Source organism: Actinosynnema sp. NPDC050436 (genome assembly GCF_040655415.1).
Classification (GTDB): domain Bacteria; phylum Actinomycetota; class Actinomycetes; order Mycobacteriales; family Pseudonocardiaceae; genus Actinosynnema.
The window spans coordinates 1-14,006 of sequence record NZ_JBFAJV010000015.1 but is presented as its reverse complement, the minus strand read 5'-3'; the positions used below and the strand labels follow the sequence as shown (position 1 = coordinate 14,006).

Annotated in this window: 11 protein-coding genes, 2 pseudogenes and 1 riboswitch; of the genes and pseudogenes, 10 read left to right on the top strand and 3 right to left on the bottom strand. The window is 73.4% G+C overall.

The annotated features are described in order from the left end of the window. Positions 1-70 precede the first annotated feature (70 nt). The 4 genes and pseudogenes from AB0I60_RS29540 to AB0I60_RS29525 form a co-directional block, all read left to right on the top strand. Positions 71-424 (top strand): SSI family serine proteinase inhibitor, encoded by a 354-nt coding sequence (locus AB0I60_RS29540; protein ID WP_360735383.1) that lies wholly within the window; start codon positions 71-73, stop codon positions 422-424. A gap of 146 nt (positions 425-570) precedes the next feature. Then, positions 571-2,481 (top strand): AarF/UbiB family protein, encoded by a 1,911-nt coding sequence (locus tag AB0I60_RS29535; RefSeq protein WP_360735683.1) that lies wholly within the window; start codon positions 571-573, stop codon positions 2,479-2,481. 35 nt (positions 2,482-2,516) lie between these two features. Further along, on the top strand, positions 2,517-3,002 hold the full coding sequence (locus AB0I60_RS29530; RefSeq protein ID WP_360735381.1) for a glutathione peroxidase: 486 nt from the start codon (positions 2,517-2,519) through the stop codon (positions 3,000-3,002). Then, positions 2,885-3,280 (top strand): annotated as a pseudogene (locus AB0I60_RS29525) (isochorismatase family protein); the annotation flags it as partial. The gene AB0I60_RS29530 and the pseudogene AB0I60_RS29525, both read left to right, overlap by 118 nt. Positions 3,281-3,354: 74 nt before the next feature. Here AB0I60_RS29525 and AB0I60_RS29520 read toward each other — a convergent pair. Further along, on the bottom strand, positions 3,355-4,719 hold the full coding sequence (locus AB0I60_RS29520) for an L-serine ammonia-lyase (protein ID WP_360735379.1): 1,365 nt from the start codon (positions 4,717-4,719) through the stop codon (positions 3,355-3,357). A 5-nt stretch (positions 4,720-4,724) separates the two neighbouring features. Beyond that, positions 4,725-5,105: a glycine cleavage system protein GcvH gene (gene gcvH, locus AB0I60_RS29515; RefSeq protein WP_360735377.1), complete on the bottom strand. Its 381-nt coding sequence runs from the start codon at positions 5,103-5,105 to the stop codon at positions 4,725-4,727. 116 nt (positions 5,106-5,221) lie between these two features. Next, a riboswitch (glycine riboswitch) is annotated at positions 5,222-5,313 on the bottom strand. 221 nt (positions 5,314-5,534) lie between these two features. Between gcvH and ald the strand changes: the two genes are divergently transcribed. The 6 genes from ald (at position 5,535) to AB0I60_RS29485 (ending at position 13,599) form a co-directional block, all read left to right on the top strand. Beyond that, complete coding sequence (ald, locus tag AB0I60_RS29510; RefSeq protein ID WP_360735375.1) at positions 5,535-6,641, top strand: alanine dehydrogenase; 1,107 nt, start codon at positions 5,535-5,537, stop codon at positions 6,639-6,641. 361 nt (positions 6,642-7,002) lie between these two features. After that, complete coding sequence (locus tag AB0I60_RS29505; RefSeq protein ID WP_360735373.1) at positions 7,003-7,185, top strand: hypothetical protein; 183 nt, start codon at positions 7,003-7,005, stop codon at positions 7,183-7,185. A gap of 2 nt (positions 7,186-7,187) precedes the next feature. Then, on the top strand, positions 7,188-7,589 hold the full coding sequence (locus AB0I60_RS29500; protein ID WP_360735371.1) for a hypothetical protein: 402 nt from the start codon (positions 7,188-7,190) through the stop codon (positions 7,587-7,589). A 47-nt stretch (positions 7,590-7,636) separates the two neighbouring features. Continuing rightward, positions 7,637-8,848, top strand: coding sequence for an ABC transporter ATP-binding protein (locus AB0I60_RS29495; RefSeq protein ID WP_360735369.1), 1,212 nt, complete (start codon positions 7,637-7,639; stop codon positions 8,846-8,848). Beyond that, positions 8,848-9,723 (top strand): hypothetical protein, encoded by an 876-nt coding sequence (locus AB0I60_RS29490; protein ID WP_360735367.1) that lies wholly within the window; start codon positions 8,848-8,850, stop codon positions 9,721-9,723. Before AB0I60_RS29495 ends, AB0I60_RS29490 begins: the two co-directional genes overlap by 1 nt. Before the next feature lie 96 nt (positions 9,724-9,819). After that, positions 9,820-13,599 (top strand): ABC transporter ATP-binding protein, encoded by a 3,780-nt coding sequence (locus tag AB0I60_RS29485; RefSeq protein ID WP_360735365.1) that lies wholly within the window; start codon positions 9,820-9,822, stop codon positions 13,597-13,599. Positions 13,600-13,791: 192 nt separating this feature from the next. Here AB0I60_RS29485 and AB0I60_RS29480 read toward each other — a convergent pair. Next, a pseudogene (locus AB0I60_RS29480) lies at positions 13,792-14,006 on the bottom strand (hypothetical protein); the annotation flags it as partial.

The following is a 14,006-nucleotide window of genomic DNA, read 5'->3' as shown; positions in this document are numbered from 1 at the left end:
TTCGTGAAGAAACCACACGATGTGGTGACTTGGCTGGAGGGCGCGGTGCGCGGCGGTCCACTGTGGGGGCATGGCACCGCTCCCCCTCCTCGCGGCGTTCGCCGCGCTGATCCCCACCGTCGCCGCCCCGGAGGCGACGCTCGTGCTGAGCCGGACTCACCAGGGCACGACCCAGGTCACCCAGCTCACCTGCGCGCCCGCCGGCGGCGGCCACCCCCGGGCGGCCGTCGTGTGCGAGGCGCTCGGCCCCGTCGGCGGCCAGGTCTCCGACCTGGCGGACGGCAACGCCGTCTGCACGCTCCAGTACGACCCGGTGACGGTCACCGCAGCCGGCGTGTGGCGCGGCGAACCGCGCGAGTTCACCGCCGAGTACGCCAACCCGTGCCTGCTGCACGCCGACACCGGCCCGGTGTTCTCCTTCTAGCGCACCCCCGGCCCGGTCGCCCCGGCGACGTTCCGCGCACCGCGTCCCGCCCGCCCCGACCCGGGGTACCGGCTCCGGGTCGGCACTCTCAGGGAGGCGGATCTATCCTCCGCGCGACCGGAGGGGGAGACGTGGAATACGTCGAGATGGTGCTCTACCCGATCGTCGTGCCGGCGACGTTCCTGGCGCTGATCATGGGGATCGCGCTGGCCGCGCGGCGCATCCTCGGGCTGCGGGTGGGGCTGGTCCGCACCGCGTTGGCGTGCATGGTGGGCCTGTCGGTGACCTCCGGCCTGCTCTCCGGGGTGTCCACCGAAGAGGACACCCTCACCGCGCTCAGCACCATCCAGATCGGCATCGCGCTGCTGGCCGTCATCTCGATCCTGGTGCTGGCCGAGATCGTCGTGCCGACCGGCTCGATCCCGCCGGTCACCGAGTGGTGGCGGCTGCTGCGCAACCGGGTCGCGCGGGCCCGGCGGTACTCCCGGATCAGCGCCATCGCGTTCCGCCACGGGCTCGGCCCGTACCTGCGCGGGCGCGAGCGGACCGACACCCACCTGGCCCGGTCCCTGCGGCTGGCGCTGGAGGAGGGCGGCGTCACCTTCGTCAAGCTCGGCCAGGTGCTGTCCACCCGGCCCGACCTGCTGCCGCCGGACGTGGTCGACGAGCTGACCCTGTTGCAGGACAAGGTCCCCGCCGCGCCGTGGGCCTCCGTGCGCGAGGTGCTGGTCACCGAGCTGGGGCCGCCCGAGGAGGTGTTCGCCGAGTTCGACGAGGCCCCGATCGCGGCGGCGTCCGTGGCGCAGGTGCACCGCGCGCGGCTGAAGTCCGGCGAGGAGGTCGTGGTCAAGGTGCAGCGGCCGGGCGTGCGGCGGGTGGCCGAGGGCGACCTCGACATCGTGGGCCGGCTGGCCGCGACGCTGCACGACCGCACCCGCTGGGGCAAGGCGATCGGCGTGCGGGACCTGGCGGCCGGGTTCTCCGCCGCGCTGCGCGAGGAATTCGACTTCCGGGTCGAGGCGCGCAACCTCGCGGCCGTCCGCGCCGCGTCCGCCGACACCGACGTCGTGCTGCCGCAGGTGCACGAGGCGCTGTGCACGTCGCGGGTCCTGGTGATGGAGCGCCTGGACGGCAGCCCGATCCGGTCCGCCGCGCTGGAGTCCGCAGACCGGGGCGGGCTGGCCCGGTCGCTGCTCGACGTGCTGCTGCGCCAGGTGATGCTCAACGGCGTCTTCCACGCCGACCCGCACCCCGGCAACATCATGCTGCTGCGCGACGGCCGGCTGGGGATGCTCGACTTCGGCTCGGTGGGCCGGATCGACGCCCAGCTCCGCTCCGCGCTGGGCAAGCTGCTGCTGGCCGTCGACCGGGGCGACCCGGCGGGCCTGCGCGACGCGCTGCTGGAGCTGGTGACCCGGCCCGACGAGATCGACGAGCAGCAGCTCGAACGGGCGCTGGGCCAGTTCATGGCCCGGCACCTGGGCGCCGGGATGCGGCCGGACGCCCAGATGTTCGGCGACCTGTTCACCCTCGTGCACCGCTACGGCCTGAGCATCCCGCCGGAGATCGCCGCCGTGTTCCGCGCGCTGGCCACCGTGGAGGGCACCCTCGGCGCGCTCTCACCCGGGTTCAACCTCGTGGTCGAGTCGCGGGCGTTCGCGGAGAAGCAGTTCAGCGAGCGCCTGACGCCGGAGTCGTTGCGGCGCACGGTGACCGAGGAGCTGTACTCGATGCTGCCGATGGTCAAGCGGCTGCCGCGCCGGCTGGAGCGCATCTCCGCCGCGCTGGAGCAGGGCAGGCTGGGCATGACCATGCGGCTGTTCGCCGACGAGCGGGACCGGCACTTCGTCGTCACCCTGCTGCACCAGGTCATGCTGACCGTCCTCGGCGCGACCGCCGGCGTGATGGCGGTGCTCCTGCTGGGCGCGGACGGCGGCCCGCTGGTCGCCCCGCAGATCACGCTCTACCAGGTGTTCGGCTACAACCTGCTGGTGATCAGCATCCTGCTCGGGCTGCGCGTGGTCGTCACCGTCTTCCGCCCGCGCGACGGCGGCTAGCGCCCGGCCCGCGCCGGGCACCGTAGGCTGGCCGCATGAGCATCCACGACATCGCCGTGCACACCCTGGACGGCACGCCGAGCAGCCTGGGTTCGTTGCGCGGCAAGGCTGTGCTGGTGGTGAACGTGGCGTCGAAGTGCGGCCTGACGCCGCAGTACACCGGGTTGGAGCAGCTCCAGGCCCGGTACGCGGCGCGGGGTTTCTCGGTGGTCGGCTTCCCGTGCAATCAGTTCGCGGGCCAGGAGCCCGGCACGTCCGAGGAGATCGCGGAGTTCTGCTCGGCCACCTACGGCGTCACGTTCCCGCTGTTCGAGAAGATCGACGTGAACGGCGAGGGCCGGCACCCGCTGTACGCGGAGCTGACCGCGCACCCGGACGCGGACGGCGAGGCGGGCGACGTGCAGTGGAACTTCGAGAAGTTCCTGGTCTCCCCCGACGGCGAGGTGCTGGCCCGCTTCCGACCGCGCACCGAGCCCGGGGACGAGCAGGTCGTGAAGGCGATCGAGGCCGCGCTCCCGTAGGCCCGCCGTCCGGGACCGACGCCCGGTCTCGTGCTGCCCGGCGGGTGACGTCGGGCGGGTGGTGCGGGACGACACCAGGCCCCCGGACCGGTCACCGCAGGGGTTCCGGGCGCGGCCGGCGCGCTGGGGACGCGTTCCCCGAGGGGACCGCCGGCACCGACCTCGACCTGGTGCTGCGCGCCCGCTCGGTGGGGTCCGTCGTGGTCGCCGGCGTGGCGACCAGCGCGGTGGTGGCGGCGACCTGCTACGACGCGGCGGACCGGGGCTACCGGGTGACCCGTCCCGGGACCAGCCCCGCGTTCGGTGAGGCAGCCGCCGTGGTCTCCCGGCACGGGCCGGGAGACCACGGGGGTCAGCACTCGATGACGTTCACCGCCAGACCGCCCCGCGCGGTCTCCTTGTACTTCACCTTCATGTCCTTGCCGGTCTCGCGCATGGTCTTGATGACCTTGTCCAGCGACACGAAGTGCGACCCGTCGCCGCGCAACGCCATGCGCGCGGCGGTGATCGCCTTGATCGACGCCAGCGCGTTGCGCTCGATGCACGGGATCTGCACGAGCCCGCCGATCGGGTCGCAGGTCAGGCCGAGGTTGTGCTCCATGGCGATCTCGGCGGCGTTCTCCACCTGCTCCGGCGTCCCGCCGAGCACCTCGGCCAGGCCGCCGGCCGCCATCGAGCACGCCGAGCCGACCTCGCCCTGGCAGCCGACCTCGGCACCGGAGATCGACGCGTTCTCCTTGAACAGCACGCCCACCGCGCCCGCCGTGAGCAGGAACCGCACCACGCCGTCGTCGGACGCGCCCGGCACGAACCGCGTGTAGTAGTGCAGCACCGCCGGCACGATGCCCGCCGCGCCGTTGGTCGGCGCGGTCACCACCCGACCGCCGGCCGCGTTCTCCTCGTTCACCGCCAGGGCGAACAGGGTCACCCAGTCCATCACCCGCAACGGGTCGGTGGTGAAGTGCTCGGCCGCGAGCCGCTGCCGCATCTCGGCGGCCCGCCGCCGCACCTTCAGCCCGCCCGGCAGCACGCCGTCCTCGGTGCAGCCGCGCTCCACGCACTCCTGCATCACGTGCCAGATGTGCAGCAGGCCCTGGCGCACGTCGTGCTCGGAGCGCCAGGACAGCTCGTTGGCGAGCATGACCTCGCTGATGGTCAGCCCGGTCTCGCGGGTGCGCGCCAGCAGCTCGTCGCCGCTGAGGAACGGGTGCGCGATGGGGGTGGCGTCGGCCTTGATCCGGTCGGTGCCGCTCGCCGTCTCGTCCACCACGAACCCGCCGCCGACCGAGTAGTACACGGCCTCGTCCAGCACCTCTTCGCCGGAATAGGCGGTGAAGCTCATCCCGTTCGGGTGCAGCGGGAGGGACTTCCGGCGGTGCATCACCAGGTCGGCGTCCTCGGTGAACGGGATGTCCCGCACACCGCCCAGCAGCAGCCTGCCGGTGGCCCGGATCTCCTGCACCCGCACGTCGGCCGCCGTGGGGTCGACGTCCTCCGGCTTGTGCCCCTCCAAGCCCAGGAGCACGGCCTTGGGGCTGCCGTGGCCGTGCCCGGTCGCACCCAGCGAGCCGAACAGCTCGACGTGCACGCGGTCCACCGAGTGCGCCCGGTGCCCGAGCCGCGCGACGAACATGGTCGCCGCGCGCATGGGGCCGACGGTGTGCGAGCTCGACGGCCCGATGCCGACGGAGAACAGGTCGAAGACGCTGATCGCCACGGCGCTCAGTCCCCGGTGAGTTCCGCGTACTTCGCGGCGGTCAGCAGGCCCGTCGCGTCCTCGACGGCGACCTTGAACAGCCAGCCCGCGCCGTACGGGTCGTTGTTGATCAGCGACGGGTCGTCGGCCACCTCGGTGTTGACCTCCACGACCTCGCCGCTGACCGGCGCGTACAGGTCGCTCACCGACTTGGTCGACTCCAGCTCGCCGCACACGTCGCCGGACTTGACGCGCTCGCCCACGGTCGGCAGCTGGACGAACACGATGTCGCCGAGCGACTCCGCCGCGTAGGAGGTGATGCCGATCGCCACGGGGTCCTGGGTACCCGGGGTCCAGTCGACCCACTCGTGCTCGGGCGTGTACAGCAGGTTGTCCGGAAAAGTCACGTCAGCTCCTCGGTCCGCGCGGCCAGGTCCCCTCTCTGTCCTGGGACCTGAGAGCTTCGCCGCAGCGCTGCGGCTTGCACCGTGGGTGCGCGCGTGAGCACGCTTTCCAGAGTCGCCTCGCCCGAGCGGTTCTCGTTGCCTGAGAGTGTGCGGGGTGCTTGCTCCTTCGGCGCTCCAGACGTGCTGGAGGCTCTCCCGCTCGGGTTCCGGTGTCGCCTGCGACACCCCGGCCGATGTTCAGTTGGTCGGACGCGAGCACGCTAAGTCGTCGGCGACTCGGGTGTCAACGCGCGTCCAGAGACTTCACGCCACCTCCGCCGTTGTCCGACCGGCACAACGCGGCAGGTGCGCGTTCGTGCCAACGGCACGATGACAGCCGGATGGCGGTACCGGACCTTTGGCATTAACAACGCCCCGAAGGAGCCCTCCGTGCGGATCTCAGTACCCCGCGAGATCAAGAACCACGAATACCGCGTCGCGCTGACCCCCGCAGGCGCCCACGAGCTGACGGTGCGCGGCCACGACGTGTTCGTCGAGGCGGGCGCGGGCCTGGGCTCGGCCATCACCGACGAGGAGTACCTCGCGGCGGGTGCGAAGGTGCTGGCCACCGCCGAGGACGTGTGGGCCGAGGGCGACCTGGTGCTCAAGGTCAAGGAGCCGATCGCGCGGGAGTACCCCCTGCTGCGCAAGGGCCAGACCCTGTTCACGTACCTGCACCTCGCGGCCGACCAGCCGCTGACGCAGGCGCTGCTGGACTCCGGCACCACCGCGATCGCCTACGAGACGGTGCAGACCGCGAACGGCGCGCTGCCGCTGCTGGCCCCGATGTCCGAGGTGGCGGGCAGGCTCGCGCCCCAGGTCGGCGCGTTCTCGCTGATGAAGCCGTCCGGCGGCCGGGGCGTGCTGCCCGGCGGCGTGCCCGGCGTGCACCCGGCGCGGGTCGTCGTGATCGGCGGCGGCGTGGCGGGCCTGAACGCGGCCACCATCGCCGTGGGCCTGGGCGCGGACGTCGAGATCCTGGACACCAACGTCGACCGGCTGCGCCACATCGACGCCCTGTACCAGGGCCGGCTGCGCACGGTCACGTCGAACCGCTACTCGGTCGAGCAGGCCGTGCGGGAGGCCGACCTGGTCATCGGCGCGGTGCTGGTGCCGGGCGCGAAGGCCCCGAAGCTGGTCTCCAACGAGCTGGTGGCGCAGATGAAGCCGGGCTCCGTGCTCGTCGACATCGCCATCGACCAGGGCGGCTGCTTCGCCGACTCGCGGCCGACCACGCACGCCGAGCCGACCTACCAGGTGCACGACTCGGTGTTCTACTGCGTGGCCAACATGCCCGGTGCCGTGCCGCGCACGTCCACCTACGCGCTGACCAACGTGACGCTGCCGTACGCGGTCGCGCTGGCCGACAAGGGCTGGGAGGCGGCGCTGCGCGCGGACCAGGCGCTGGCGCTGGGCCTCAACGCGCACGACGGCCTGCTGACCTACCAGCCGGTCGCGGAGGCGCACGGCCTCACCCACACCCCGCTCGAAGTCTGAGCACCCGCGAAGGAGGGGCGTCCACCACGACGGTGGGCGCCCCTTCTCGCACGTGGAGGGCATGAAAAGGCGGCCCGCTCAACCAGCCTGGGGGTCACTGGGAGCGGGCCGCGCCACCAATGCTAGCGGGCGGCGGGCGGTCGTGCCCAGCCGCCCCGCCCATCTGACGCCCAGATCTTTACCAGGAGGAGCACAGCCCGTGTCCACCCTCAAGCAAACGAGTGAATTCGCCGCGTAACGGGTAAGTCACGACGCCCGGTCGGCCGATGAGGTACAGCGAGGTGCCCGTGCGCTGACGCGGCGGGCTCGCCCCTCCGCGGTGTGCCCACCGCGCCGCCGCCGACCTCCGATCGGAGCGCACATGGCCGAACCACAGGGCTGGATCGACTGCCACGACCCCTTCGGGCGGGACCGCTCGATGACCGTGCTGGTGGAGGACGACCGGGTGCTGCTGGTCGCCCCACCCGGCGAGTCCGCTGTGATGTCGGTCACCCAGACCCGCCGGCTGCACCGCCTGCTGGCCCAGGCCGCGGACAGGATGTGACGGTGGACGAGACACTGCGCGCCGCCGTCCTGCACCGGCTGACCCAGTTGGAGGAGGTCGCCGAGCGGGGTGCCGCCGAGGCGCTCGTGCCGCTGGCCCGCGCGGAGATCAACCGGCTGGCCGACACCTGGCGGCTGCTGCTCACCGTGCACCAACCCGATCCCGACGGCCGCTGCCGCGCCTGCCCCGGCGTGCTGCGGCACAAGAAGTGGCCGTGCCAGGTGTGGACCATGGCCCACCAGCACCTCATCGGCGAGGGCCTCCCGCACCGCGAGCGGCGGCGTCCCCTGCGCGGGCCGTTCGGCCGGGTGCGCGACGCCGAGCACCCCGCCGAGCACCCCGCCGAGGCCACGACCGAGATACCCGCCGTGGTGTCGAAACCGCGACACGCCCTTCCCGACTGACCTTCCTAGGGCAGGATGGCGTCCCGAAGAGCATTCGGGAGGGACGCGTGCACGACGGCAGTGGCCGCATCGTGGTGCAGAACTTGACCAAGCAGTTCGGTCCGGTGGCAGCGGTGCAGAATCTCAGCTTCACGGTGGAACCGGGGTCGGTGACCGGCTTCCTGGGCCCCAACGGGGCGGGCAAGACGACGACGCTGCGCATGGTGCTCGGCCTGGTGACGCCCACGGCGGGCATCGGCCTGATCAACGGTCGGCCGTTCCACCAGCTCGGCAACCCGGCCCGGGTGGTCGGCGCGGTGCTGGAGGCGCAGGGCTTCCACCCCAAGCGCTCGGCGCGCAACCACCTGCGGGTGTACGCGGCGGCGATCGGCGTGCCGGACTCGCGGGCCGACCAGGTGCTGCAACTGGTCGGGCTGGGCGCGGCGGGCGACCGCAACGCGGGCGGCTTCTCGCTGGGCATGAAGCAGCGACTGGCGCTGGCCACCGCGCTGCTGGGCGACCCGCAGGTGCTGGTGCTGGACGAGCCGTCCAACGGCCTGGACCCGGAGGGCATCGCCTGGCTGCGGACCTTCCTCCAGTCCTACGCGCGCAGCGGGCGCACGGTGCTGATCTCCAGCCACCTGCTGGCCGAGGTGGAGCAGACCGTGGACCAGGTGGTGATCATCTCGCGCGGCCAGACCATGTACTACGGGCCGCTGGACAACCTGCGCGAGCAGCAGCAGTCCCGTGTCCTGGTGCAGCCGTCGGACACCGCCGCGCTGGTCGCGGCGCTGCACGAGGAGGGCGTCACGGCGATCGAGCAGCTGCCCGACGGGCGGATCGCCATCGCGGGCGTGGACGCCAGGCAGGTCGCCGACACGGCGCTCAAGGCGGGCGTGTCGATCTACGGCATCCAGGAGGAGAAGGCCGACCTGGAACGGCTGTTCTTCCAGCTCACCAGCGGCCAGTACACCGCGTCCGGCCCGAACCAGTACGCCCAGCAGCCCCCGCAGGGCAGCGGCTACTACGCGCCGCCGCCGGGCTACCAGCAGCCTCCCCAGCAGTACCAGCAGCAGTACCAGCCGCCCGGCTACCAGCAGCAGCCCGGCTACCAGGACCCGCAGTCGGGGTACCAGCCGCAGCCCGGCTACCGGCAACCCGGGTACCAGGACCCGCCGTCGGGGTACCAGCAACCACCCGGCCACCAGCCGGGCCGGCAGGACCCGCCGTCCGGCTACCAGCCGGGCCAGGGGCAGAGCGGTCTCGGGGGCGGTGCGTGATGCTGGCGAACCTGGTCAAGGCGGAGTTCCGCAAGACGACCACCACCGGTCTGTGGTGGGGCCTGATGATCCCGACCGTGCTGATCGCCCTGGGCTGGGCGCTGGGCACCGGGTACGTCGGCAAGTCCATCATGGACACGGTCAACGGCCGCGACGCCGAGCAGCTCACCGACCTGCTGGGCATCGACCCGTCGCAGTGGAAGGTGTCGCTGTTCGGGATGGCCCGCAGCATCAACATCGCCACCGTCTTCCCGATGATCTTCGGCGGCCTGGCGATCTCCAACGAGATCAACCGCAAGACCATCACCACGACGTTCCTGACCGCGCCGAACCGGGTGTCCGCGCTGGGCGCGAAGCTCGTCGTCTACCTGGTGTGGGGCGCGATCTACGGCCTGGCGATCGTCACGTCGGTGTCCATCGGCATCGCGCTGACCTCGGACGCGAACGCGCTGCCGGACGCGGCGGGCTGGCTGGCCATGGCGGGCGTCGGCGTGCTGGCGTCGGTGCTGATGACGATGTTCGGCGTGGGCGTCGGCGCGCTGATGACCAGCCCGGTCGGCACCACGGTGGTGCTGGTGCTCTACATGCTGATCCTGGAGAACGGGATCCAGCTCGTGGTCAGCACCCAGGGCATCCCGGAGCTGGTCGGGTTCCTGCCCAACGGCTCGGTGAACGGCCTGACCGGCTCGGTGGCGTCGTCGCTGTTCCTGTCCACGGCCGGCGTGGTGCCCGACGAGCTGGAGTCGGTGCTGCGGGCGGTGTCCGGTGCGCTCGGGGCGTTCGACTGGTGGCTGAGCGGGTTGATCTTCCTGGCCTGGACGGCGCTGTTCTTCCTGGGCGGCTGGGCCGTCACCCAGCGCAAGGACATCACCTGATCAAGTGAAGCTGCTGGGCTGAGGGACCGTCTCCTGAGATCGGGAGGCGGTTCTCTCATTTCCAGAGGCCCGAACCTGTCGGTGCCCCGACCTACTGTGGATCCCGTGACGCAACCCCGGGGCTGGATCCGCCGACTCGCCACCGCGTGCTGGGAGCACCGCTCGCTGGTGGTGTGGTCGGTGCTGGCCGCCGTCGTCGGCGTCGGGCTCCAGGCGGTGTCGCCGCTGCTGGTCAAGTCCGCCGTGGACGACGCGGTGGCCGGCCGGACCGACCGGCTGGCAGGGCTGGCCGCCGTGCTGGTGGGCCTGGAGCTGCTCACCTTCGGCACCGCGTTCGTCCGGCGGTTCCTGGGCGGGCGGCTGGCCGTCGACGTGCAGCACGACCTGCGCCAGGCGGTGTTCCGCGCGGTGCAGCGGCTCGACGGCCCCCGGCAGGACGCGCTGCGCACCGGCCAGGTGGTGTCCCGCTCGATCACCGACCTCCAGCTCGTGAACAGCCTGCTGTCGATGACCCCGCTGGCGTTCGGCACGGTGGTGTTCGCGCTGGCCGCGCTGGTGGCGATGTTCTGGCTGTCGCCGCTGCTGACGGTGATCGCGCTGGTCGTGGTGCCGGCCGTGGCGCTGGTCGCCGCGCGCGCCCGGCTGACCCTGTTCCCGGCGACGTGGTCGGCGCAGCAGCGGGCGGCGGACGTGGCGCAGCACGTCGAGGAGACGGTGACCGGCGTCCGGGTGGTGAAGGGCTTCGGCCAGGAGGCGCGCGAGGTCGCCCGGCTGGAGTCGCGGGCGAAGGTGCTGTTCGCGGAGCGGATGCGGGCCGCCCGGCTGACCTCGCGGCCGAGCGCGACGCTGACCGCGCTGCCCTACGTCGGCCAGGTGGCCGTGCTGGCGTTGGGCGGCTGGCTCGCGCTGCGCGGCGAGGTCTCGCTGGGCACGTTCCTGGCGTTCGCCACTTACGTGGCCAACCTGGTCGGCCCGACCAGGCTGCTGTCCAGCCTGGTGGTGACCGCGCAGCTCGCCCGCGCGGGCGTGGAGCGGGTCTACGAGCTGGTCGACTCCCAGCCGGACGTGGTGGACGGCGCGGCGGACGTGCCGGCCGGGCCGGTGGCGGTGGAGCTGGACCAGGTGACCTTCGGCTACGCCCGCAGCGAACCGGTGCTCTCCGACGTGTCGCTGAAGGTCGCGCCCGGCGAGACGTTGGCGGTCGTGGGCACCGCCGGGTCCGGCAAGTCGACGGTGTCGCTGCTGCTGCCCCGGTTCTACGACGTGCACGCGGGCGCGATCCGGGTGGGCGGCGTGGACGTCCGGGAGCTGCGGCTGGAGTCGCTGCGGCGGACCGTCGGGGTGGTGTTCGAGGAGGCGTTCCTGTTCTCGGACACGATCCGGGCGAACATCGCCTACGGCTCGCCGGACGCGTCCGACGAGCAGGTCGAGGCGGCGGCTCGGGCGGCCGAGGCGCACGGGTTCATCGCCGACCTGCCGCACGGGTACGACACCGTGGTCGGCGAGCGCGGCCTGACCCTGTCCGGCGGGCAGCGGCAGCGGGTGGCGCTGGCCCGCGCGCTGCTGTCGGACCCGCGCGTGCTGGTGCTGGACGACGCGACCTCGGCGGTCGACCCGGTGACCGAGGCCGCGATCCACCGGACGCTGGCCGAGGTGACCGCGACCCGCACGACGATCCTCGTCGCGCACCGCCGCTCGTCGCTCGCCCTGGCCGACCGGATCGCCGTGCTGGACGCGGGCGCGGTGGTGGACGAGGGCACGCACGAGGAGCTGACCGGGCGCTGCCCGCTGTACCGGGAGCTGCTGGCCGGTCCGGGCGAGGCGATCGAGCAGGTCGACCCGAGGGCGGGCACCGTGCTGGAGCCCGGCCCGGACGGCGTGACCGCCGACCTGTGGCCGGAGTCCGACGAGGACGAGCTGGCGGTCCGCGCGCGCAACCGCGCGGTCGCCGCGCCCGGTGGCGGTGGCGGCGGGCCGCGCGGCCGGGGCGGCACGTCGGCGCTGCTCGGCGGCACCCCGCCCACCCCGGAGCTGATGGCCCGCGTGCACGCCCTGCCCCCGGCCGTCGAGGAGCCGCACCTGCCCGACGAGGACCCGCGCGCGCCCGACCCGGGCTTCCGGCTGCGCCGCCTGCTGCGCCCGGTGCGCTGGGCGATGCTCGGCGTCGGCGGCCTGCTCCTGGTGGACGCGGCGCTCGCGGTCGTGCTGCCGAACCTGGTCCGGCTGGGCGTGGACGGCGGCGTGGTCGGCGGCGAGGCGAACCGGCTGTGGCTCGCGGCCGGGCTCGGCCTGGCCCTGGTGGTGCTGGGCTGGCTGTCGGCGGCGGCCGGGACGGTGGTGACGTCGCGGGTCGGCGAGCGGCTGCTGTACCTGCTGCGCGTGCGCAGCTACGCCCACCTGCAACGCCTCGGGCTCGACTACTACGAGCGCGAGATGGCGGGCCGCATCATGACCCGGATGACGACGGACGTGGACGCGCTGTCCAGCTTCCTGCAGACGGGCCTGACGACGTTCGCCATCAGCGTGCTGACCGTCGCCGGGATCGCCGTCGCCCTGGTCGTGACGGACCCGTCGCTGGCACTGGTCGCGCTGGCCGTGCTGCCGGTCCTGCTGGTGGCGACGGTGGTCTTCCAGCGCGTGTCGTCCAAGGCGTACGCGGAGGCGCGGGAGCGGGTGAGCGCGGTCAACGCCGACCTCCAGGAGAACGTGTCGGGCCTGCGCGTGTCGCAGGCGTACAGCCGGGAGGAGCGGTCGGCCGAGGCGTTCGCCCGGCGCAGCGACGCCTACCGCCGCTCGCGGATCCGGGCGCAGCGCTACATCGCGACGTACTTCCCGTTCCTGGCGCTGCTGTCGGGCGTGGCCCAGGCGGCGATCCTGGCGGTCGGCGCGTACCGGGTGGCGGAGGGCACCCTGTCCCCCGGCGTGCTGCTGGCGTTCGTGCTGTACCTGGGGCTGTTCTTCGCGCCGCTCTACCAGCTCTCCGGCGTGTTCGACGGCTACCAGCAGGCCAGGGTGGGCCTGGCCAGGATCGGCGACCTGCTGCGCACCCCGACCAGCGTGCCGCCGGCCGACCACCCGGTGCCGGTCCGGTCCCTGCGCGGGGAGGTGGTGCTGGAGGACGTCGGCTTCACCTACCCGGGCACCACCCGGCCGGCGCTGGCGGGCGTGTCGCTGCGCGTCGCACCGGGCGAGACGGTCGCGCTGGTGGGCGAGACGGGTGCGGGCAAGTCGACCCTGGTGAAGCTGGTGGCCAGGTTCTACGACGTCACCGAGGGGCGGGTGCTGGTGGACGGCGTGGACCTGAGGGCGTACGACCTGGCGGCGTTCCGGCAGCGCCTGGGCGTGGTCCCGCAGGAGGCGCACCTGTTCGGCGGCGACGTGGCCGAGAACGTCGCCTACGGCCGGCCGGGCGCGTCGAGGGCCGAGGTCGAGCAGGCCGTCCGGGCGGTCGGTGCCCTGCCCGCCGTCGCCGCCCTCCCGGCGGCGTTCCACCAGCAGGTCGGCGAGCGCGGCCAGTCCCTGTCCGCCGGCCAGCGCCAACTGGTGGCACTGGCCCGCGCCGAGCTGGTCCAGCCCGACGTGCTGCTGCTGGACGAGGCGACGGCGGCCCTGGACCCGTCGACCGAGTCGGCGGTCCTGGCCGCCGGCGACCACCTGGCAGGTTCCCGCACGACGTTCGTGGTGGCCCACCGCCTGGCCACCGCCGCCCGGGCGGACCGCATCGTGGTCCTGTCCGCCGGCCGCATCGCCGAGCAGGGCACCCACGCCGAACTCCTGGCCGCAGGCGGCCACTACGCCCGCCTGTGGTCCCACAGCACGGCGACCCACCCGCCGGCTCCCACCGACCAGGCCGGAGGCGACCCCACCACGCCCTGAACCCCGCCCCTCCCCCGCTCCCACCCGCCGGCCGCGCCGGCCGATGGCCGACGACCAAGGACCGGCCCCGACCCGATCCACGACCACCGCCGCCCGCCCGCTCGCACTGCCCCAGGCCGCCGGCACTGCCGGCCCCTGTGCTGCGTCGCTCGTCGCATCCGACCGGGCCGGACCACGTCGGGCCGGACCACGTCAGGCCTGGTCGGGCCGGGCCGGGCCGGGCCGATCCGAGCCAGGCCGGACCGCGCCGAGCCGGACCGGACCGGACCGCGCCGAGCCGGACCGGACCGCGCCGAGCCGAGCCGGACCGCGCCGCGCCGGACCGGACCGCGCCGCGCCGGGCCGGACCGCGCCGGGCCGCGCCGAGCCGGGCCGGGCCGCGCCGAGCCGGGCCGGGCCGCGCCGAG

Excerpts from the sequence above, each read along its gene's own strand:
- AB0I60_RS29540 (WP_360735383.1), top strand. The coding sequence starts at position 71 with ATGGCACCGCTCCCCCTCCTCGCGGCGTTCGCCGCGCTGATCCCCACC.
- AB0I60_RS29535 (WP_360735683.1), top strand. The coding sequence starts at position 571 with ATGGTGCTCTACCCGATCGTCGTGCCGGCGACGTTCCTGGCGCTGATC.
- AB0I60_RS29530 (WP_360735381.1), top strand. The coding sequence starts at position 2,517 with ATGAGCATCCACGACATCGCCGTGCACACCCTGGACGGCACGCCGAGC.
- AB0I60_RS29505 (WP_360735373.1), top strand. The coding sequence starts at position 7,003 with ATGGCCGAACCACAGGGCTGGATCGACTGCCACGACCCCTTCGGGCGG.
- AB0I60_RS29490 (WP_360735367.1), top strand. The coding sequence starts at position 8,848 with ATGCTGGCGAACCTGGTCAAGGCGGAGTTCCGCAAGACGACCACCACC.